The sequence below is a fragment of the Arthrobacter ginsengisoli genome (assembly GCF_031456935.1).
Classification (GTDB): Bacteria; Actinomycetota; Actinomycetes; order Actinomycetales; family Micrococcaceae; genus Arthrobacter; species Arthrobacter ginsengisoli.
Map to the genome: position 1 here is coordinate 75,585 of NZ_JAVDVQ010000005.1, position 21,943 is coordinate 97,527.

Here is a 21,943-nt window from a genome sequence, read left to right on the forward strand (position 1 = left end):
CCAGCCGGCGGCGCCGGTTCTAGACCGGCTGGACCGAAATGGCCACCCGCTCCTCGCCGATCCTGGTGAGGACCAGGGTGGCTGTGTTCTTGCCCCGGCCCTTGTGCCCTCCGGGCAACAACTGTTTGCGCAGTTCCTCCGGGGTGACCGAGGTGCCGCGCTTCTTGATGTCCAGCACTCCGATGCCCTGGTCCTTAACCCAGGCCTTCAGCGCCTTGACGTTGTACGGCATCACCTCCAGGACCTTGTAGGCCCGGGCAAACGGGGTGTCCTGAAGTTCCGGGGCGCAGATGTAGGCGATGTGCTCGTCCACGAGGTGCCCGCCCAGCTGGAGCGCGACATCGGCCACCAGCCCGGCGCGGATGACGGCGCCGTCGGGCTCGTAGAGGTAACCCTCGACCGGACCCACCGGGGCGGCCGGGCCGCCGTCGAAGTCCTCGGCGCTGCTGAGTTCCGACGCGCCCGCGGGGCCGAGCAGCAGGGCGGCCCGCCGGATCCCGGGGCGCCGGACCGCGTTGAACCACAGCGCCACTTCGGTGACGTCCCCGCCCACCGAAACCCACTGGGCTTCGCAGTCCCGGGGCACCGAATCGTGCGGCATGCCCGGGCCCATCTTGACCCCCACGGCCAGGCCGGCTCCGGCCAGGGACTCGACGAAGGACAGCGGAGGGGAGAAGTCCTCCGGATCCCACAGCCGCTTCGTGCCCGACGTGGAGGTGGTCCGGCGTGCCGGGTCGAGCCAGACGCCGTCGATCCCGTCGAGCGCAAACGCCGTCGCATCGGAGTGGACCACGGTGGCGTTCCGGAACGGGATCAGGTTCATGGTGGCGCAGGCGGCGGTGGTCTCGTCCATTTCCACGGCCGTGACCTGGATGTCCAGGGAGGCGAGTGCCATGGCGTCGGCGCCGAGGCCGCAGCCAAGATCCGCAACATGCTGCACGCCGGCTTCCGCGAAGCGCTGCGCGTGCCGGGCCGCCACGGTGAGCCGGGTGGCCTGCTCCAGGCCCGCCTGGGTGAAGATCATCTGCCGGGCGAACTCGCCGAACTTGGCCTCGGCCTTGGTCCGCAGCCGGGACTGGGTGAGCACCGCGGAGACGAGCTCGGGGGAGTGGCCGGCCTTCCGGAGGGAGGCGTTGAGACGGAACGCCTCGTCCTCCCGGTACGGCCCGAGTGATGCCAGCAGCTCCCAGCCCTCGGGGTTGAGGAGCGGGGCAATCTGGTCCTGCGGTGCGTCAGCCATGCAATCAAGCCTAGTTCAGGGCGAGGTTGAGACCGTGCGCCCGATAGGCTTGACGGCATGGAAGACAGCGGCACGGCAACCAGCAGCACGGACGAAAGCTACCAGACGGTCGACGCCGCCCGGCAGGACGCCGACGGCGGCGCTCCCGCCCGCCAGGGACTGGCCCGCTACGCCCGGCCGGCGCTCATCGCCGGCGGCGTTATCGCCGTCGTCTGCGCGGCGCTGCTGGTCATTATCTTCCTCCTGGATTCCTTCAACGCCACGGTCTACTCGGTCGGCGGCAAGGCCGTCACGGACGCCACCGACGAGGCGAAGGCGATCCGCGAGAGCTACGCCGGGGTCCGCGCCGGCGGCGTCGTCTTCCTCGTCTTGGGCTTTGTCCTGGCCGCGGCCGGCGGCCTGGTGCTGTACCGGCACCGGAACGAGGCGGGTTCCGACGACGGGGAGACCGGTGAGGACGTCGACTTCGAGGACCTCGGCGGACGGTAGTCCGGCGGCGCCGCTCCGCACCCGGTGGACATGTCCATCCTTCGGTGCCGGCGGCGAGCACAATGCCCAAGTGTCCCCTGGCCGCAGCCAAGGGTGGGCAGGTCCTCCTGGGTACTCCGCACCCGGTGAACATGTCCATCCTTCGGCGCCGGCGGCGAGCATAATGCCCAAGTGTCCCCTGGCCGCAGCCGAGGGTGGGCATGTCCTCCTGGGCATTCCGCACGCGGTGGGCATGTCCACCCCTCGGCGCCGGCAGAGAGCACTCTGGCCGCAGTCAGGGATGGGCATGTCCTCCTGGGCATTCCGCACCCGGTGGACATGTCCCTCCTTCGGCGCCGGCGGCGAGCACAATGCCCAAGTGTCCACAGGCCGCAGCCAAGGATGGGCATGTCCTCCCAGGCATTCCGCACCCGGTGGGCATGTCCACCCCTCAGCGCAGGAACTGGACATAATGCCGAAATGTCCATTGCCGGAGGTCACGGGAGGGCATGTCCGGTGAGGGGCCGGCGTTCACCGGGAACGTAATTCTGGCACTCGCCTTGACCGAGTGCTAACTCCTTACATAGAGTCGTCATTAGCACTCTCCCTAGGAGGGTGCTAACACCTGAAGCTTTATCAGCCAGGCTGCTGCCGGCACCGCGACGACGGTTTGTACGCCTTGGCCCCACAGCTTTAATGTCCACGAATTTGCTGACGAAAAGGAGAGGTCATTGTCGGTCTCTATTAAGCCTCTTGAGGATCGTATTGTTGTCCGCCCGCTCGAAGCCGAGCAGACCACGGCTTCCGGCCTGGTTATCCCGGACTCCGCGCAGGAAAAGCCGCAGGAAGGCGAAGTTGTCGCAGTAGGCCCCGGCCGTTTTGACGACAACGGCAACCGCGTTCCGATCGACGTCACCGTCGGTGACGTTGTTATCTACTCCAAGTACGGCGGAACTGAAGTCAAGACCGGCGGCACCGAGTACCTCGTACTGTCCGCCCGCGACGTCCTGGCGATCGTCGTAAAGTAACTCTCTTGGACCCCGCGCCGCCGATCCTTCTTTGACGGGTCAGTCGCGCGGGGTTCTGTCTTGAAAGGACAAAACCATGGCAAAGCAGCTTGCGTTTAACGACGCTGCCCGCCGGTCGCTTGAAGCCGGCATCGATAAGCTCGCCAATACGGTCAAGGTGACGCTTGGCCCGCGCGGCCGTAACGTCGTGCTGGACAAGAAGTGGGGCGCCCCCACGATCACCAACGATGGTGTCACCATCGCCCGTGAAGTCGAGCTGGACGACCCGTACGAGAACCTTGGCGCGCAGCTTGCCAAGGAGGTCGCCACCAAGACCAACGACGTCGCCGGCGACGGCACCACCACCGCCACCGTGCTGGCACAGGCCCTGGTCAAGGAAGGCCTCCGCAACGTTGCGGCCGGCGCCGCCCCGGGCCAGATCAAGCGCGGCATCGAGGTCTCTGTTGAGGCCATCGCCGCCCGCCTGCTCGAAAACGCCCGCCCGGTCGAAGGCACCCAGGTCGCCAACGTCGCCTCCATCTCCGCCCAGAGCGACGAGATCGGCGAGCTCCTCGCCGAGGCATTCGACAAGGTCGGCAAGGATGGTGTGATCACCATCGAGGAATCCTCCACCACGCAGACCGAACTGGTCCTCACCGAGGGCATGCAGTTCGACAAGGGCTACCTGTCCCCGTACTTCGTCACCGACGCGGAACGCCAGGAAGCTGTCCTCGAAGACGCCCTGATCCTGATCAACCAGGGCAAGATCTCCTCGGTCCAGGACTTCCTGCCGCTGCTGGAGAAGGCGCTGCAGAGCTCCAAGCCGCTCTTCATCATCGCCGAGGACGTCGACGGCGAGGCACTCTCCACGCTGATCGTCAACCGCATCCGCGGCACCCTGAACGTCGTTGCCGTCAAGGCTCCGGGCTTCGGCGACCGCCGCAAGGCCATGCTGCAGGACATCGCTACCCTCACGGGCGCACAGGTTGTCTCGCCGGAACTGGGCCTCAGCCTGGACACGGTCGGCCTGGAGGTGCTGGGCACCGCCCGGCGCATCACCATCACCAAGGACAACACCACGATCGTTGACGGTGCCGGTTCGGCAGAAGACGTCGCAGCCCGGGTTTCCCAGCTGCGCGCCGAGCTGACCCGCACCGATTCCGACTGGGACAAGGAAAAGCTGCAGGAGCGCCTGGCCAAGCTGGCCGGCGGGATTGGCGTGATCAAGGTCGGCGCAGCCACCGAGGTCGAGCTGAAGGAAAAGAAGCACCGCATCGAGGACGCCGTGTCCTCGACCCGCGCAGCCCTGGAAGAAGGCATCGTGGCCGGCGGCGGCGCCGCCCTCATCCACGCCCTCAAGGCGCTCGACGAGGACCCTGCCGTCAAGGCCCTCGAGGGTGACGCAGCTGCCGCTGTCGGCATCGTCCGCCGGGCACTGACCCAGCCGCTGCGCTGGATCGCCCAGAACGCCGGCTTCGACGGCTACGTCGTTGTCGCCAAGGTGGCCGAATCCGCGAACAACCAGGGCTTCAACGCCAAGACCGGCGTCTATGAAGACCTGATCGCGGCCGGCGTCATCGACCCCGTGAAGGTAACGCGTGCGGCCCTCCGCAACGCGGCTTCCATCGCCGCACTGGTGCTCACCACGGAAACCCTCGTGGTCGAGAAGCCTGCTGACCAAGATGAGCACGCAGGCCACAGCCACTAGGCTGCAGCCAGCGCACAAAAACCGGTCCAGCCTCCGCTGGGCCGGTTTTTTGTGCATTGAGCCCGTTGTGCCCGATGTGGCGCGGGCGTAGCGTGGCGCTTAAAGGGCCGGCGCTTCCGGCAAGTGGCAGCTGTGACGCCGGCCGGGCTGATGGTATCCGGAGGGAGGCCAGATGTCCGCTGAGACGGGCATGGACCAGGGCCGATCAGCGTTCCGCGAGCAGCGCTGGACCGATGCCCAACAGAGCTACCGTGATGCCGACCAGCGCGGCGGACTGCCGGCGACTGACCTTGAGCGGCTGGCAACTGCAGAAATCCTCACGGGAAACACCATTGCCGGCCTGGATTCGCTGACCCGGGCCCATGAGGAGTTCCTGGTTGTCGGCGACGTTGTCGGCGCGGCCCGGTGTGCCGGCTGGCTGGGCTTACATCTCATCACCGTGGGGGAGATGTCCCGGGCGGGGGGATGGTTGGCCCGCGGCCAGCGGCTCGTGGATGAATTGCACGAGCCCAGCGCCGTGCAGGGCCTCACGCTCCTCCCGATGGGTGTCGGCAAGCTCTTTGGCGGTGACCCTGCGGGCGCGCTGCAGATTTTTGCCCAGGTGGCGGACATCGGCCAAAGGTTCCAGGACCGGGAGCTGGCCGCACTTTCCCTTCTGGGCAAAGGCCAGGCCACCATCATGCTTGGCCGGGCCGATGAAGGGCTCGGGATGCTGGACGAGGTCATGGTGGCCGTCACCGCCGGCGAGCTGTCCCCGGTACCCTGCGGCATCGCGTATTGCGCCGTGATCGCATACTGCCACGTGGTCTTCGACCTGGGGCGTGCGCTGGAATGGACAGCCGCCCTGGACCACTGGTGCCTCAACCAGCCTGGACTGGTGGCCTTCAGCGGCCAGTGCCAGGCCCACCGCGCCGAACTCTTCCGCCTCCACGGTGCCTGGCCCGAAGCGCTGGAAGCAGCAAAGGCAGCCCAGTCCCTTGCGGCACGGGGAGACCCGCAGGCGCTGTACGGCGCGTTTGTCGAGGAAGGTGACATCCAACGGGTTACCGGCAACCTGGATGCGGCCGAAGCCTCCTACCGGCAGGCCGCCCGGAGCGGGTATGAACCCCAGCCGGGCCTTTCCCTCCTTGCCCTGGCCCGCGGCGAGGCACCGAAGGCACAGGCCGCCATCAGGCGGGCTGCCACCACGGCCCCCGGCACCCGACGGCAGCTGCTGCCCGCGCTGGTGGAAATCGAGGTCGCCGCCGACGACCTCGACGCGGCCAGCAACGGCGCGGACGAGTTGGCCGCCTTCGCCCGGGAAACGCCCAAGCCCATGGTCCGGGCCCTTGCCAGCCAGGCTGACGGCGCGGTCCGTCTGGCCCGGGGCGACGCCCTCGGCGCGTCCGCATCCCTGCGCGAGGCGTGGAGGCTGTGGCAGGAATTGGGCGTTCCCTTCGAGGCCGCACGCTGCCAGGCGCTGGCCGGCCGCGCCTGCCGCGCCCTGGGCGATGAGGCCTCGGCGCTAATGCACCTCGAAGCGGCCCACACAACACTGCTGGAGCTGGGAGCGGCACCGGCGGCAACCTGGGCGGCGTCGCTGATGAGCGAAGGCACGCCGGCCCCGGCCGGTCCACTCACCCGCCGCGAGTGCGAAATCCTCCAGCTGGTGGCCACCGGAAAGACTAACCGGGGCATCGCCGGTGAACTGTTCTTGAGTGAAAAGACGGTTGCCCGGCACCTCAGCAACATCTTCCTGAAACTGGGCCTGACTTCCCGGGCGGCCGCGACCAGCTATGCGTATGAGCACGGGCTCGCAGGCTAAGAACCCGCACGGCGGGATTCAGCCGCACCGCCTTTCCGCCTGCACAGAAATACGCAGCAGCGCCGTGAGGGAACTTGCATGATTCTGCCGACGCGGAGCCCGGGCGCGCAGCCGTAGCCTCAAAGCATGAACCTCCCAGTGCTCGCAGGCATACTTTCCACGGCGCTGTTCGCCGTCGGAATGCTGCCGATGCTGGTCAAGGCGGCACGGACCAAGGACCTGGCTTCCTACAGCTTCGGGAACCTGATGCTGACCAACGTCGCCAACGCCGTCCATTCCGTGTACGTCTTCAACCTTCCGGCCGGCCCCATCTGGACCCTGCACATGGCCTATCTCCTGGCGTACGCGCTGATGCTGGCATGGTGGCTGCGTTACCGGGACGGCGGGCAGGGCAGTGCCGGCGGGCAGGGCACCGACAGCCAGCCCGACAGCCAGCCCGACAGCCGGCCCGACAAGCGGCCCAACGGCCGGCCGGACGGCGGCCCACGGAAGGTTCAGCCGTCAGTATCCCAGTGAACGATTAAGGAGAGCAGTCATGAACAACAACGGCGTGACCGGCACGCTGGACACCATGATCATCGGTGGCGGGCAGGCAGGCCTTGCCATCGGCCACTACCTGAAAGAGCAACACCGGACGTTCCTGATCCTGGATGCACATCCGCGGATCGGCGACGCTTGGCGCCAGCGGTGGGAGTCGCTCCGGCTGTTTACGCCCGCAAAGTACGACGGACTCCCCGGCGCCCGGTTCCCGGCGGATCCATTGTCCTTCCCCAGCAAGGATGACCTGGCCGGATACCTCGAGGGCTACGCGGCAAGATTCGAGCTGCCCGTCCTCACCGGAGTCCGGGTGGAACACCTGTGGCGGGAGGAGGACCGCTTCGTCGCCGCCGCCAACGGCCGCCAATGGAAGGCGCACAACGTCGTCGTGGCCACCGGATCCAGCCAGACGCCCAAAGTGCCGGGTTTCGCCGCGGAACTGGCAGCCACCATTGTCCAGTTCCATTCCAGTGCATATCGGAACCCTCAGCAGCTCCAGGAAGGCCCTGTCCTGATCGTCGGGCTGGGGAACTCGGGAGCGGAGATTGCCCTCGAAGTGTCCCGGAGCCACCCCACGATCGTGGCCGGTAGGCCCGGCGGTGAGATTCCGGTGAAACATGGCAGGACGGCGGCACGATACGCCCTGCCGGTCGTGCGGTTCGTCGGGATCCACGTGCTCACTCTCAACACGCCCGTCGGCCGCAAAGTGGCGCCGGCCTTCAAAGCACACGCCGCGCCCCTGATCCGGACCAAGTCCAAGGATCTGGCCGCTGCCGGCGTGCGGCTCGCGCCGCGCGTCGCCGGGGTGGAGAACGGGCTTCCGGTCCTCGCGGACGGGACCCGGCTGGAGGTTTCGAACGTGATCTGGTGCACCGGTTTCCGGGAGGACTTCAGCTGGATTGATCCGGCACTCCTCGACGACGGCGGACTGCCCAGACAGCATCGTGGCGTGGCGCCCAGTTCCCCCGGGCTGTTCTTCCTGGGCCAGGAGTTCATGTACGCGGCGCTGTCGGCCACCCTTCCGGGCACGTGCCGTGATGCCCGCTACCTGGCCGGACGGATCCCCGTTCCCGTCACCCGCGAGTCCTTGTCCGCTGCCACCTGAGTCGCCGGGCGGTGGCTTCGGGCAGGCGTTTGGTGACCAGCCGGTAGAAGAGCAGCACGGCAACCGCGGCCGCCACGATCCCCACCAGGTTCAGTCCCAGCTGCAGGGCCGAGCCGGCCGCCTTCTGGTACTCGCCCAGGACCAGCGCCACAGCCACGAAGCCTGCGGCCGGGACTGTCGTCACGGAGATGAAGACACCGATCAGCGCAGCCGACCGCCGGCTGATCACCGACAGCATCCCCGCGGTCCCGGCCAGCACGGCCACGATCAGCGAATAGGGTCCGGGGTGGTAAATGAACTCGACCGCGGATCCGCCGTCGAGCACGTCGGCGGGAAAAAGACCCAGCGGCACGGACAACCACGCCGTGAAGGCCGCCGCCAGCATGGCGACGGGAAAGCCGATGCCGAGCGCCAGGGCCGCGCGGCGGCCCAGCTGCCACTGCCGCCGCACGAGTGCCACGGCCAGGGCCGCGAGGGGGCCGAACTCCGGCCCCACCGCCATGGCCCCGACAATGGCGATGGTCGAATCCGTGACAATCCCGATGGCGGCCAGCTGGGTCGCGAGAATCAGGAAGGCCAGATAGCTCCATGTGAGCCGCGAGTCCTCGCCCGTCTGCCGGGACACCTCGTCCCAGATCACGGCGTCTGCGCCTTCGCCGGGGGCCTCGGCGGTGGCCTTGTCCGCCCGGTCGGAGAGCACCAGCTCCGGCATGAAGACCGAGATCGAACCGTTCTGCTGGACGTTCAGGGCCTGGAGTTCCTCCACCAGCCGCTCCACTGACTCCCGTGCCAGCAGGACGTGGATGATGTCCCCGGCGGGAAGGACGGCAGCACCAGGCTGGCGGGAAACTTCCGCGACGCCAAGCTGGCCGCGGCAGCAGTCCAGCACGGCGGCGGACAATTCCGGCGGGACACAAATGCGCAGCTGTGCGATCACGATGCGGCCTCCTCTGGCTCGTTACAGGGTAGCGCCCGGGACGGCGGCGAAGCGGCGGCCAGGCGGCAGCCGGACGGCTCCGGACACCGCCATGATTCGCCAGAAAAATTACAGCTCGGTAACATTGATGCTTTGGAATCCGGCCTGGAGGGTCACGAGTGTCGAACGAGCGAAACGCAGCCACCCCGCAGACCGCGGAGCCGGGTGCCCAAACGCGCTCCAAACCGGGCTACCGGCCCGAAGTCCAGGGCCTCCGGGCGCTCGCGGTCCTTATGGTGGTCACCTACCACGTGTGGCTCGGGCGGGTCTCCGGCGGGGTCGACATCTTCCTGCTGATCTCGGCGTTCCTGATGACCCTCAGCTTCGCCCGCAAGGTCGAGGGCGGCAAGCCCCTGCGCCTCCTGGGCCACTGGCTCCACCTGCTCAAGCGGCTGCTGCCCGCCGTCGTGGTGGTGATCCTCGGCGTGCTGGCCGGAACCCGCGCGATCCTGCCGGAGAACCGCTGGCCGGACGTGCTGGACCAGGCCTGGGCGTCGCTGCTGTACCGGCAGAACTGGCTACTGGCGGACTCTGCCGTGGACTACTACGCGCAGGACCACTCAGGTGCCAGCCCGCTGCAGCACTTCTGGTCGCTGTCCATCCAGGGCCAGGTCTTCGTGCTGTGGCCGCTCATTTTTGCCGGGGCCGCCCTGCTGCGGCGGTTCCTGCGCCGCCGGACCCCCTGGGGGCACCGGGTGGGCTATCCCGCCCTGCTGGCCGCGGCGTTCGGCGCGATCTTCGTTGTGTCGCTCGTGTTCTCCATCGGGCAGACTGCCACGAACCAGTCCTACGCCTATTTCGACACCCGCACCAGGCTATGGGAATTCGCTCTCGGCTCGCTGCTGGCGATTGCGCTGCCGCACCTCAGGCCGGGCAAAATGCTGCGCGTTGCCCTCGGCTGGACCGGTTTCGCCGCGATGCTCTCCTGCGGTCTCCTGCTCACAGTGGACCGCTCCTTTCCCGGCTTCATTGCGCTGTGGCCGACGGTGGCCGCGGCGGCCATCATCGTGGCCGGTCAGAGCGGGAGCCGCTTCGGCGTCGACCGGTTCCTGAGCTGGAGGCCACTCGTGGCCCTCGGGGACAATTCCTACGCCCTGTACCTGTGGCACTGGCCGTTGCTGGTGCTTGGCCTCGCCGGGATGGGCGTCGCCGGCCCGAACCTGGTCCAGGGCCTGGCGATTGTCGCGGCCTCGATCGTGCTGGCCGTGCTGACCACCCGGTTCGTGGAGAAGCCGCTGCGCGAGTGGCACTGGCCGCAGCGCCGGGTCTGGCGTACCGCCGTAGTGATCGCAGCCTGCGGCATGCTGCTGGCCGGCCCGGTGTCGGTGTGGCAGAGCCAGCTGATGGCGGACGAGGCCGTCGCCGCGGCGCAGCCGAAGGAACTGACTCCCGGCGCGGCCGCCCTGTCGCCCGAGAATGCGGGCCGGCCGACGCCGGCCGCGAAGATCATCCCGGCACCGGTCGCGATGAAAAACGAGTGGGCTGACATCGACGGGCTCTGCACGGACGGGAACGTGCCCGGCGATCCGCTGCTCGCGGGATGCCTGCAGAACAGCCGCCCGGACACCGTTACCAAACGCATCGTTGTGCTCGGCGATTCCCATGCCCAGCAGTACATGGCAGCGCTCGGGCCGATCGCCCGAAGCCACGGCTGGGAGGTCGTTGCGCTGCTGAAGGGCAACTGCCGCTTCGGCGGCGAGTCCCCGGCCCGGGACGCCGCGTGCAACGCCTTCAACAAGGCCAGCGCGCAGTACGTCCTGGACCACCGGCCCGACGCCGTCTTCACCGTGGCCTCGCTGACCCACATCGACGCACCGTTCGAAACGGAGGTGCCGCACTACCTTGAAGGCATCACACCCTTCGCCGACGCCGGCATGGAAGTGGTCGGCATCCGGGACAACCCGCGCTTCACGATGAACATGCCCGAATGCGTCCAGAAGAACGGTCCCGAGGCCCCGAAGTGCCAGGTGCCGCTGCACGAATCCCTGGCCGACTCCTCGCCGCTGGACGCATACCGGGGGAAGGTGCCGGGGCTGCACCTGATGGACCTGAGCGACTTCATCTGCGCCGGCGGCATCTGCCCGGCCGTCGTCGGGAACGTGTACGTGTACAAGGACGACAACCATCTGACCAAGACTTATGTCCAAAGCATGATCCCCATGTTCGAACAGCGACTGCTGGCGGCGACCGGCTGGACGTGACGCGGCGGTGTCACCCGGGGCGGTGCCGTTGCTCACATTGGCGACCCGGAATATGGGGATCGCCGCCAAGGTTCTACTATTTATTCAACACTTCTGCACAGGCCATGCCCGTAATGACGGGCTGGTCATCTGTTGCAACCCCTACCCGTGAAACCCAGAACCAAGGTAAGAGGCGCACTCATGACCCAGCCCGAACACAACCCCTTCGGCTTCATTGGACTGACGTACGACGACGTGCTGCTGCTCCCCGGCCACACGGATGTCATCCCCTCCGAAGCGGACACGTCCTCCCGGATTTCCAAGCGCATCACGGTCCAGACGCCGCTGCTCTCCGCCGCGATGGACACGGTCACCGAGTCGCGGATGGCGATCGCCATGGCCCGCCAGGGCGGCCTCGGCGTCGTGCACCGCAACCTCTCCATCGCCGACCAGGCGGACCAGGTGGACCGGGTCAAGCGCAGCGAATCGGGCATGATCACCAACCCGCTGACCATCGGCCCGGAAGCCACGCTGGCCGAACTCGACGAGATCTGCTCGCACTACCGGGTCTCCGGCCTGCCCGTCGTCGACGAGGGCATGAGGCTGCTGGGCATCGTCACGAACCGCGACACCCGCTTCGTGCCGGAAGCGGATTTCCCGATCCGCCTGGTCAGCGACGTTATGACCAAGATGCCCCTCGTCACGGGGCACGTCGGCATCAGCCGTGAGGAAGCCTCGCACAAGCTGGCGACCAACAAGATCGAAAAGCTCCCGCTCGTTGACGACCAGGGCCGGCTCAAGGGCCTCATCACGACCAAGGACTTCACCAAGGCAGAGCAGTACCCGCTGGCCACCAAGGACGAGGAGGGCCGGCTGCGCGTCGGCGCTGCCATCGGGTTCTTCGGTGACGGCTGGGAGCGCGCCATGACCCTGATCGACGCCGGCGTGGACGCCCTCTTCGTGGACACCGCCAACGGCCACTCCCAGGGTGTCCTGGACATGATCCGCCGGCTGAAGTCGGATCCGGCAGCGGCGCACGTGGACATCATCGGTGGCCAGGCCGCCACCCGCGAAGGCGCCCAGGCGCTGATCGACGCCGGTGCCGACGGCATCAAGGTCGGGGTGGGTCCCGGGTCGATCTGCACCACCCGTGTGGTCGCCGGCGTCGGCGTCCCGCAGATCACCGCCATCTACGAGTCCGCCAAGGCCGCAATCCCGGCCGGCGTGCCGCTGATCGCCGACGGCGGACTGCAGTACTCGGGCGACATCGGCAAGGCCCTGGTTGCCGGCGCGGACACCGTGATGCTCGGCTCCCTGCTGGCCGGCTGCGATGAGTCCCCGGGTGACCTGATCTTCGTCAACGGCAAGCAGTTCAAGCTATACCGCGGCATGGGATCTCTCGGGGCCATGCAGACCCGCGGCAAGAACACCTCCTACTCCAAGGACCGCTACTTCCAGGCCGACGTCTCCGGCGATGACAAGCTGATCCCGGAGGGCATCGAGGGCCGGGTGGCCTACCGTGGCCCGCTGGCCTCGGTTGCCTACCAGCTGGTCGGCGGCCTCCGCCAGACCATGTTCTACACCGGTGCCCCGACCGTGCCGGAACTGAAGGCCCGCGGGAAGTTCGTCCGGATCACGGCGGCCGGGCTGAAGGAATCCCACCCGCATGACATCCAGATGACGGTGGAGGCACCGAACTACGGTTCGCGCTAACCGCGCACAGCCACATTCACCCAACTGACTCGCAGCAGGGGCCGTTTTGGACGCTCATAACGGCCCCTGCTGCGAGTTAGTTGGGCAGGACCGTGTCCTAGGCTGGAGGCATGTCCGAACTCCTGCCCGCCCGTGAGCCGAAGCGCAAACTGGCGCTGCGGCCGTACGCCCGCGCGGTGGCGCAAGTGCTCCGCGTGAGTTTCCGGGCCTCGCCTGCCGCCGTCGTGATGAAAGTTGCGGGCTCGCTGATCTCGGCGCTGCTGCCGCTCGTCACCACCTACTTCGCCGCGCTGACCACCACGGCCCTCGCGGCCGCCTACGCCGGCGACGCCGCGGCCGGGCAGCAGGCTGTTGTGTACGTCATCATCACGGCCGCGCTCGGGTTGTTCTGGGGTGCGTTCAGCAGCGTGGACCGGTACATCCAGCAGCTCATGAGCTTCAAGGTCGGCGCGATCGTCGGCGACCTGATGTACGAGCGGTTCCTGGCCCTGGAATTCTGGCGTTACGACGACAAGGAAACGGTGGACCTGTACGACCGGGCCAAGCGCTTCTCCGATTCCTATGCCCGGGTCCTGGACCGGATCGCGGCCATTTTCACCCAGCTCGTCTCGGTGATCCTGGCGATCGGTGCGCTGCTGCTGGTCAGCTGGTGGATCGCGGTGATCGTCCTGGTGGCGATCGTGCCCAGCGTCTATCTGCAGTTCAAGCTTTCCCGCGAGCAGATCGCGCACTGGAACACCCAGATCGATTCCCGCCGGCAGCGGCGGATGATCGAGACCAACCTCCTGCGGCCCCAGCACATCGCCGAGATGCGCCTCTACGGGATCGTCGGGTACCTCATGGAGCTCCGCTCCCGGCTGCGCGACGCGGATGAACGCCGGCGGCTGGATTTCCAGAAGCGCTACATCCCCAAACAGCTCGCCGCGGACGCCCTGCAGTACGGCGCGGAGGTCGTGTCGCTGATCTGGGTGGTCGGGCAGATCATCGCCCGGGCACAGCCGGTGGGGCAGTTCCTCTACGTCCAGCAAATCGTCAGCCGGGCGCTGTCCACCGCCAACAGCCTCGTTTCCTCGCTCAGTTCGATCGACGAGGACCTCGCGAACCTCAAGGACTACGAGCTGTTCATGGCGCTGCCGGTGCACTCGGACCACGCCCCGCCGCTGCGGCAGGCGCCCCGGACCGTGGAGCTGCGGGACATCCACTTCACCTACACGGGCAGCGAACTGGAGGTCATCAAGGGCATTTCGATGACCATCCGCGGGGGCCAGCACATCGCGATCGTGGGGGAGAACGGCGCCGGCAAGTCCACCCTGATCCGGATCCTGGCCGGGCTCTACCGCCCGGACACCGGGCAGGTGCTGCTCGACGGCGTCGACCTCGCCGGTGTCGCCGTGAAGTCCTGGCACCGCCATCTGGCGGTGCTCAGCCAGGAATTCCTGAAGTACGAGTTCGCCACGGCGGCGGAGAACATTTTCTTCGGCGACGTCGATGTACCGCGCGACGACGGGCGGATCCGCCGCGCCGCGGCCGACGCCGAGGCCCTCGAATTCATCAACAAACTGCCCAACGGGCTGGACAACCACGTGAGCAACTGGATGGAGGATCCGCGCGGACGGAAGGGGAGCGGGCTGTCCGGCGGCCAGTGGCAGCGGCTCGCGATGGCACGGAACTTTTACCGCAACGCCTCCTTCATGGTCATGGACGAGCCGACCTCGGCCATCGACGCCCTCGCGGAGCACCGGATCTTCACCCGGCTCTTCGCCGACCGCAGCAGCACCCTCATCGCCATCAGCCACCGCCTCGCCACGATCGAGAAGGCGGACATCGTCTACATGCTCGAGGACGGCCGGATCGTGGAACAGGGCACCCACAGGGAACTCGTGGCCCTGCGCGGCCGCTACTTCCGCATGTTCGAATCCCAGCTCGCCGTGGACGAGGCCGAAGGGGCCTGAGAGGCAGATCGGGGCCGGGAGCCTCTGCTCCCGGTCAGCCACCCGCGGGACATGCCCTCCGCGAGCCAGGTCCGGTGGACAAAGTGCCGCTATGCCCACTCGCGGGCATAAAGAATGGGCATGTCCTCCCGGGAAGGGAGAGCATGCCTATTCCTGGTGCCCGGCCTGATGCTACGAGGTCGTCACTGAGGTGTCGCCCACGAAGAAGTAGGTTTTGACCGAGGAGTTCTCCACACCCAGGAAGCGCAAGGTGACAGTCTCGCGCCGCCGCGCCCTCCGCGGCCCGGGGGTGCGGCCTGACGCCGGGTCAAGGTCAGGGTCAAGTAAAGTGGGGACGTGACTTACGAGATTGAGATTGGCCGTGGCAAGCGTGGGCGTCGTGCCTACTCCCTGGATGACATTGCGATCGTCCCCAACCGACGTACCCGTGACCCCAAGGACGTGTCTGTCGCCTGGCAGATCGACGCCTACAAGTTCGACATGCCGGTCATCGCGGCGCCGATGGACTCGGCCATGTCGCCGGAAACCGTCATCGCCCTGGGCCGTCTGGGCGGGCTCGGTGTTCTCGACCTCGAGGGCCTCTGGACCCGGTACGAGGACCCGCAGGCCGTACTGGACCAGATCGGTGCCCTGCAGGACGAAACCAACAGCCCCGCCGTCACGCGGCGCATGCAGGAGCTCTACCGGGCCCCCATCCAGCCGGAGCTGATCACCTCGCGGCTCGCGGAGATCCGCGCCGCGGGCGTCACGGTTGCCGGTTCGCTCACGCCTCAGCGGACCCAGGAGCACTACAAGACCGTCGTGGCCGCCGGCGTCGACATCTTCGTGATCCGCGGCACCACCGTCTCGGCCGAGCACGTCTCCAAGGACCACGAGCCGCTGAACCTTAAGCAGTTCATCTACGAACTCGACGTCCCGGTGATCGTCGGCGGAGCCGCCGGCTACACCCCGGCCCTGCACCTCATGCGCACCGGTGCCGCCGGTGTGCTGGTCGGCTTCGGCGGCGGCGCCACGAGCACCACCCGCCGCGCCCTCGGCATCCACTCGCCCATGGCCTCCGCCATCTCCGACGTCGCCGCGGCCCGCCGCGACTACATGGATGAGTCCGGCGGACGCTACGTCCATGTGATCGCCGACGGCGGCATGGGATCCTCCGGCGACATCGTCAAGGCCATCGCCATGGGCGCCGACGCCGTCATGCTGGGCAGCGCCCTCGCCCGCGCCACAGAGGCACCTGGCAAGGGCTGGCACTGGGGCCAGGAAGCACACCACCTTGAACTTCCCCGCGGTGACAGGGTCAACGTCGGTACCGTCGGAGCCCTCGAGGAGGTCCTTTTCGGCCCCGGCCACCACACCAACGGAACGTCCAACCTGATCGGTGCACTGCGCCGTTCGATGGCGACCACCGGCTACTCGGACCTCAAGGAATTCCAGCGCGTCGACGTCGTCGTTTCGCCGTACGCCGGCAACTGACGCCCCCTGCCCATCCGGAGAACTTGGAAGTAGTGTGGTGCACTACGAGCTTTGATCCGGATGGAGGCGTGAGATGAACAGTTATCCTGGCGGTTCTCCCAGGGCCGGCGGTGCCTTGGGGCCCGCGGAACGTGAAGCTTCAATTGCGGTACTCAGGGGCACCACGGACCCGGGCAAGGAACTGGACATCCTGATTGTCGGCGGCGGAATTGTCGGCACCGGCGCCGCCCTGGACGCAGTCACGCGCGGCCTGAGCGTCGGCATCGTCGAGGCCAACGACTGGGCTGCGGGTACATCCTCCCGCTCTTCGAAACTTATCCACGGCGGCCTCCGCTACCTGGAGATGCTCGACTTCGCCCTGGTGAAGGAGGCGCTGCACGAACGCGGGCTGATCCTCTCGGCACTCGCCCCGCACCTCGCCCGGCCGGTGCCCTTCCTGTACCCGCTCACCAAGCCTTTCCTCGAACGGCCCTACGTCGGCGCCGGCATCGCCCTGTACGACGCCATGTCCATTTCCACCGGACAGCGCCGGGGCGTGCCGTTCCACAAGCACCTGAGCCGCCGGGGGACGCTCCGGGCCGCGCCGAGCCTCAAGGACGATGCCTTCGTCGGATCCATCCGGTACTACGACGGCCAAGTCGATGACGCCAAGTACACCGCCAACCTGATCCGCACCGCCGCGTACTACGGGGCGCACGCCGTGAACCAGATGTCCGTCGTCGACTTCGTGCGGGAAGGCGAACGCGTGGTGGGTGCCAAAGTGGTCAACCACGAGGATGGTTCCAGCTTCAACATCAAAGCCAAACAGGTCATCAACGCCACCGGGGTGTGGACCGACGAAACCCAGGCGATGGTCACTGACCGGGGCCAACTGAAGGTCCGCGCCTCCAAGGGCATCCACCTTGTGGTTCCGCGGGACCGCTTCCAATCGACCGTGGGGCTGATCCTGCGGACCGAGAAATCCGTCCTCTTCGTCATCCCCTGGGGCCGGCACTGGATCATCGGCACCACCGACACCGACTGGCACCTCGACAAGGCCCACCCTGCCGCGTCGAGCAAGGACATCGACTACATCCTTGAACATGTGAACAAGGTGCTGAAACGCCCGCTCACCCGGGAGGACGTCGAGGGCGTGTACGCCGGGCTGCGCCCCTTGCTGGCCGGCGAAAACGACTCCACCGCCAAACTTTCCCGCGAACACGTCGTGGCCCACCCGGTCCCCGGACTCGTCGTGGTGGCCGGCGGCAAATGGACCACCTACCGGGTCATGGCGAAGGACGCCGTCGACGAGGCGACCCGCAGCATGGACGAACGCGTCCCGCCCAGCTGCACGGAATCCATTCCGTTGCTGGGCGCCAGCGGATTCAAGGCCGCATGGAACAAACGGAACCGGATGGCCGAGGAAACCGGGGTCCATGTGGCCCGGATCGAGCATCTGCTCAACCGTTACGGTGCGATGGCACCGGAGGTGCTGGCTCTCATCACCGAGAACCCGGAACTGGGCGAGGCGCTGCCCGGCGCGGACGACTACCTTGCCGCCGAAGCCGTGTACGCCGCCACCCACGAGGGCGCCCGGCACGTCCAGGACGTGCTGACCCGCCGGACCCGGATTTCCATCGAGGCCTGGGACCGCGGTGTATCCGCCGCACCGGTAGTCGCTAAACTGATGGGAGATGTCCTCGGCTGGAGCGATGCGCAGCGCGAGGGCGAGATCAAGCATTACCTGGCCCGGGTCGACGCGGAACGGCTCAGCCAGGAACAGCCGGACGACGAATCTGCTGACGCTGCACGATTGGGCGTTGAGGACATCGTTCCGCTGCGTTGACCGGGAGCGTCCGCCGGCAGCCCCGACCCGGGCCTGCCGACGCACTGACGCCACTTCGAAGGGATGACTCTTGGCGGAACCATTGGACCGGTATGACGCCGAGCTCACCACCCCCGGAATGGTGATCCTCGAACTGGACGCCGCCGACAAGATTGACGCCGCCACCCAGTTGGCCGAACGGATGCACGCCGCCGGGCGCATTTCGGACCTTGAGGGCTTCCTCAAGCACGTCAACGCCCGGGAACACCAGCTGGCCACCGGGCTGCCGGGCGGCATCGGCCTGCCCCATGCCCGCAGTGAGTTCGTTTCCCGGACCTCCATCGCCGTCGGCGTCACGAAATACGGCAGGGCGCTGGATTTCGGCGCCGCCGACGGGCCCGCGACCGTGATCCTGCTGATCGCGACCCCGGCCAGTTCCTTTTCCGAGCACCTCGAAGTGCTGGCGACCCTCGCCCGGTCCCTGTCGAAGGAATCGTTCCGCGAATCGCTCCGCCGGGCCTACGATCCTGAAGTGATCGCGGAACTCATCAACTCCAGCCTGGTCTTCTTCGACCACTGAAGATTGGGGCAGGCCCTTTCGTGTCGACTCCGTCGCCACGCAGGGACCCTGCTGCCCCTAGAGTGGGCAGGCCGCCCACCCTCGTTTCGTGGTTCTACACGAGGACGAAGTACGGTTAAGGGGTGCTGAAAACTGCCCTCAAACCCCGCTGGATCGCCGGACTGGTGTTCGCGATCGTCGTTTCCGGGGTGTTTGTGCTGCTCAGCCAGTGGCAGTTCGGCCGCTCGACCCAGCCCGAGGTGACCGTCGCCACCACGACCGAGGAACCCAAACCGCTCACCACGGTGCTCCGGCCCGGGGAGTTCTTCCCCGGTTCGGTCGCTGACCAGGTCGTCACGGCCACCGGAAGCTACGACCCGCAGAAGCAGGTCCTGGTCCCGGGCCGGCTGAACGACGGCGCCACGGGCTACTGGATCGTTTCGGCCCTGGCCGTCAAAGACGCCCCCGTCCTGACCGGAGCTGCTGCCTCGCCGCAGACCTGGATCCCGGTCGCCCGCGGCTGGGTCGCCGACCCCGCGGACGCCGCCGCGCCGCCGTCGGGCACCATTGAACTGACCGGACGGCTGCTGCCGTCCGAAGCGCCGCTGACCGGCACCGACGCGGGGCCCGGCCGGGCCAGCGCCGTCTCCGTGGCGGAACTCATCAACATCTGGGAAATCAGCAGCTACCCCGGCTTTGTTGCCGCAGGCACCGAGCTGGCCGGCGGCAGCGATGTCAGTGCCGCCGCGTCCGGCGGGGAGACGAAGCCGCTGAACGTCGGCCCGCAGCCCCCGGCCGAGAAGGTCAACTGGCTGAACCTGTTCTACGCCGCGGAGTGGGTCGTGTTCGCCGGCTTCGCCCTGTTCATCTGGTGGCGCCTGGTCAAGGACGACTACCGCCGCGGGCTCGAGGACGCCCTCGACGAGGAGCACGAAACAGCGGCGCAGCGACTCCCGGAACCCGACCCCCACGAACCGCACCCCTCCGAACCGAAAGTGCAATCATGATCGAGCCCCAGCCTGCCGTCCAGACGCAGCAATCCAGCGCCACCGGAAGCGCGCGCGGCAAGAAGCGGCGCTTTGGCGGAACCGAGGCCCAGATCCGGTCGGCGTTGAAGTTCTACAAAGTGCTCGCGTACCTGACCGGCGCGATGCTTCTGCTGCTCTGCGCCGAACTGATCGCCCGGTACGCCTTCGGCCAGTATCTCTTCGCCGGCGGAACCAACGCCGTCACGGGCGAGCCTTTCGGCTTCGGATTCGCCGACGCCGAACCGCCCGGGGTCATCGGCGGCGTGAACCTCTCCGTCGCGGTCCTGATTGTGCACGGCTGGATGTACGTGGTGTACCTCATGTCCACCTTCCGCCTGTGGTCGCTGATGCGCTGGCCGTTTGCGAAGATGATCATCCTGGCGCTCGGCGGAGTGGTGCCGTTCCTGTCCTTCTTCGTGGAGAAGAAGTTCCACGCCGAGGTGGAGGCCGAACTCGCCGCCAACCCGGAGGCCCCGCAGCGTTACTGAGCGGCGGCGCGAGCAGCGGCCGGCCGGCCGACGTCGGGCCCTGTTATGTGAGTTCGCTTACCCGGCGGCCGTTTCCGGCCCCGCGCCCGCTTCTCAAGGTGCGGGTGAACGGTGCCGCAAAGTAGGCTTAGACGGTGACTACTCCCACTGCATCCCAGACGTCCCACAGGCCCGTGCTGGTTGTTGACTACGGTGCCCAGTACGCGCAGCTGATTGCCCGCCGCGTCCGGGAAGCGAACGTGTATTCGGAAGTGGTTCCGCATACCTTCAGCACCGAGCAGCTGCTGGCCAAGAACCCCGCCGCGATCATTCTGTCCGGCGGCCCCTCGAGCGTCTACGCCGAAGGTGCCCCGAGCGTCGGCGCGGAGCTGTTCGAAGCCGGCGTTCCGGTTTTTGGCATCTGCTACGGCTTCCAGGCCATGGCCAACGCCCTGGGCGGCAAAGTGGCCCAGACCGGACTCCGCGAGTACGGCGCCACCGAGACCACCACCATCGGGGCGGGCCGCTCCATTCTGGACGGCATGCCCCAGCACCAGAGCACCTGGATGAGCCACGGCGACTCGGTGCACGAGGCCCCGGACGGCTTCGAGGTCCTCGCGACGACCGCCGGAGCTGACGTCGCCGCCTTCGCCAACGAGGAGAAGCGGCTCTACGGCGTGCAGTGGCACCCCGAGGTGAAGCACTCGGCCTACGGCCAGCAGGTCCTGGAGAACTTCCTGTTCAAGGGCGCCGGGCTGGAACCGAACTGGACCGCGGGCAACATCCTCGAGGAGCAGGTCGAGCGGGTCCGCGAACAGATCGGCGACGCCCGGGTCATTTGCGGCCTGTCCGGCGGCGTTGACTCCGCGGTCGCTGCCGCCCTCGTCCAGCGCGCGGTCGGCGACCAGCTGACCTGTGTCTTCGTGGACCACGGACTGCTGCGCGAAGGCGAAGCCGAACAGGTCGAACGCGACTACGTGGCGGCCACCGGCGTCAAGCTCTACGTCGCCAACGAACAGGAGCGCTTCCAGTCGGCCCTTGCCGGCGTCAGCGACCCGGAGACGAAACGCAAGATCATCGGCCGCGAATTCATCCGCGCCTTTGAGGAAGCCGAGCGGGCCATCATCGCCGAGGCGGCAGCGCACGGCGAGAAGATCAAGTTCCTCGTGCAGGGCACCCTGTACCCGGACGTCGTCGAATCCGGCGGCGGCGAAGGTGCCGCGAACATCAAGAGCCACCACAACGTGGGAGGCCTGCCGGAGGATCTGCAGTTCGAACTCGTCGAGCCGCTGCGCGCCCTGTTCAAGGACGAGGTCCGCGCGGTCGGCGCCCAGCTTGGACTGCCCCAGGAAATCGTGGGACGCCAGCCGTTCCCCGGGCCGGGCCTCGGGATCCGGATCGTCGGCGAAGTCACCAAGGAGCGGCTGGACCTGCTGCGCAAGGCAGACGCCATCGCGCGGGCGGAACTGACCGCTGCCGGGCTGGACAACGAGGTCTGGCAGATGCCCGTCGTCCTGCTGGCCGATGTCCGCAGCGTCGGCGTCCAAGGCGATGGCCGCACCTACGGCCACCCGATCGTGTTGCGCCCGGTCTCCTCCGAAGACGCCATGACGGCGGACTGGTCGCGGCTGCCCTACGACCTGCTGGCCAGGATCTCCAACCGCATTACCAACGAGGTGGACGGCGTGAACCGCGTCGTGCTGGACGTGACCAGCAAGCCGCCGGGAACCATCGAATGGGAATAGCCTGCTAACGGCTAGGGAAGTGGCCGGTCTCCGCAGGAGGCCGGCCATTTTACGTCTGTCAGGTTCTTCCCGGCAGGGAGTTGTGCAGCCACCTGGGCCGCTGCCGGCGATCCGGTGAATTCGGGTCGAATTTGCGTCGCGCCAGTGTTGCGGAGTCTCACCGGCGCCGGATTCGGG

Annotated in this window: 17 protein-coding genes; 15 read left to right on the plus strand and 2 right to left on the minus strand. The window is 67.4% G+C overall.

Translation table 11 applies throughout. The annotated features are described in order from the left end of the window. Window positions 1-19: 19 nt before the first annotated feature. A complete protein-coding gene (locus J2X01_RS07625; protein WP_310052534.1) occupies window positions 20-1,240 on the minus strand; it encodes a THUMP-like domain-containing protein in 1,221 nt (406 codons plus the stop codon). Window positions 1,241-1,297: 57 nt separating this feature from the next. Between J2X01_RS07625 and J2X01_RS07630 the strand changes: the two genes are divergently transcribed. The 6 genes from J2X01_RS07630 (at window position 1,298) to J2X01_RS07655 (ending at window position 7,869) form a co-directional block, all read left to right on the plus strand. Continuing rightward, window positions 1,298-1,729, plus strand: coding sequence for a hypothetical protein (locus J2X01_RS07630; RefSeq protein ID WP_310052536.1), 432 nt, complete (start codon window positions 1,298-1,300; stop codon window positions 1,727-1,729). A gap of 710 nt (window positions 1,730-2,439) precedes the next feature. Next, window positions 2,440-2,736 (plus strand): co-chaperone GroES, encoded by a 297-nt coding sequence (groES, locus tag J2X01_RS07635; protein ID WP_024367421.1) that lies wholly within the window; start codon window positions 2,440-2,442, stop codon window positions 2,734-2,736. A gap of 76 nt (window positions 2,737-2,812) precedes the next feature. Then, the gene (gene groL, locus J2X01_RS07640; protein WP_310052538.1) at window positions 2,813-4,423 is read left to right on the plus strand and encodes a chaperonin GroEL; all 1,611 of its coding nucleotides are present in this window, start codon (window positions 2,813-2,815) and stop codon (window positions 4,421-4,423) included. Between the two features lie 172 nt (window positions 4,424-4,595). Continuing rightward, a complete protein-coding gene (locus J2X01_RS07645; RefSeq protein ID WP_310052540.1) occupies window positions 4,596-6,227 on the plus strand; it encodes a helix-turn-helix transcriptional regulator in 1,632 nt (543 codons plus the stop codon). Between the two features lie 126 nt (window positions 6,228-6,353). Continuing rightward, entirely contained in the window at window positions 6,354-6,743 is a 390-nt protein-coding gene (locus J2X01_RS07650; RefSeq protein WP_310052542.1) for a hypothetical protein, read from the plus strand. A gap of 19 nt (window positions 6,744-6,762) precedes the next feature. Next, complete coding sequence (locus J2X01_RS07655) at window positions 6,763-7,869, plus strand: flavin-containing monooxygenase (protein ID WP_310052545.1); 1,107 nt, start codon at window positions 6,763-6,765, stop codon at window positions 7,867-7,869. Here the strand turns inward: J2X01_RS07655 and J2X01_RS07660 are convergent. Beyond that, window positions 7,838-8,806 carry a DUF389 domain-containing protein gene (locus tag J2X01_RS07660; protein WP_310052547.1) on the minus strand — a complete coding sequence of 323 codons (969 nt, stop codon included), beginning with the start codon at window positions 8,804-8,806 and terminating at the stop codon, window positions 7,838-7,840. The genes J2X01_RS07655 and J2X01_RS07660 overlap by 32 nt on opposite strands. A 158-nt stretch (window positions 8,807-8,964) precedes the next feature. On the opposite strand from J2X01_RS07660, the gene J2X01_RS07665 reads away from it, so the two are divergent. The 9 genes from J2X01_RS07665 (at window position 8,965) to guaA (ending at window position 21,766) form a co-directional block, all read left to right on the plus strand. Beyond that, window positions 8,965-11,046: an acyltransferase family protein gene (locus tag J2X01_RS07665; RefSeq protein ID WP_310052551.1), complete on the plus strand. Its 2,082-nt coding sequence runs from the start codon at window positions 8,965-8,967 to the stop codon at window positions 11,044-11,046. Window positions 11,047-11,226: 180 nt separating this feature from the next. Beyond that, the gene (gene guaB, locus J2X01_RS07670) at window positions 11,227-12,738 is read left to right on the plus strand and encodes an IMP dehydrogenase (protein WP_310052554.1); all 1,512 of its coding nucleotides are present in this window, start codon (window positions 11,227-11,229) and stop codon (window positions 12,736-12,738) included. A 110-nt stretch (window positions 12,739-12,848) separates the two neighbouring features. Further along, window positions 12,849-14,690 (plus strand): ABC transporter ATP-binding protein, encoded by a 1,842-nt coding sequence (locus tag J2X01_RS07675; RefSeq protein ID WP_310052557.1) that lies wholly within the window; start codon window positions 12,849-12,851, stop codon window positions 14,688-14,690. A 336-nt stretch (window positions 14,691-15,026) separates the two neighbouring features. After that, complete coding sequence (locus J2X01_RS07680) at window positions 15,027-16,163, plus strand: GuaB3 family IMP dehydrogenase-related protein (RefSeq protein WP_310052560.1); 1,137 nt, start codon at window positions 15,027-15,029, stop codon at window positions 16,161-16,163. Between the two features lie 73 nt (window positions 16,164-16,236). Continuing rightward, on the plus strand, window positions 16,237-17,988 hold the full coding sequence (locus J2X01_RS07685; protein ID WP_310052563.1) for a glycerol-3-phosphate dehydrogenase/oxidase: 1,752 nt from the start codon (window positions 16,237-16,239) through the stop codon (window positions 17,986-17,988). 70 nt (window positions 17,989-18,058) lie between these two features. Next, on the plus strand, window positions 18,059-18,547 hold the full coding sequence (locus tag J2X01_RS07690; RefSeq protein WP_310052565.1) for a PTS sugar transporter subunit IIA: 489 nt from the start codon (window positions 18,059-18,061) through the stop codon (window positions 18,545-18,547). Between the two features lie 122 nt (window positions 18,548-18,669). Continuing rightward, the gene (locus J2X01_RS07695) at window positions 18,670-19,533 is read left to right on the plus strand and encodes an SURF1 family protein (RefSeq protein ID WP_310052567.1); all 864 of its coding nucleotides are present in this window, start codon (window positions 18,670-18,672) and stop codon (window positions 19,531-19,533) included. Beyond that, window positions 19,530-20,042, plus strand: a complete 513-nt coding sequence (locus J2X01_RS07700) for a DUF3817 domain-containing protein (RefSeq protein WP_310052569.1) — start codon at window positions 19,530-19,532, stop codon at window positions 20,040-20,042. The genes J2X01_RS07695 and J2X01_RS07700 overlap by 4 nt, the downstream gene beginning before the upstream one ends. Window positions 20,043-20,176: 134 nt before the next feature. Continuing rightward, entirely contained in the window at window positions 20,177-21,766 is a 1,590-nt protein-coding gene (gene guaA / locus J2X01_RS07705) for a glutamine-hydrolyzing GMP synthase (RefSeq protein ID WP_310055191.1), read from the plus strand. The last annotated feature ends 177 nt before the right edge of the window (window positions 21,767-21,943 follow it).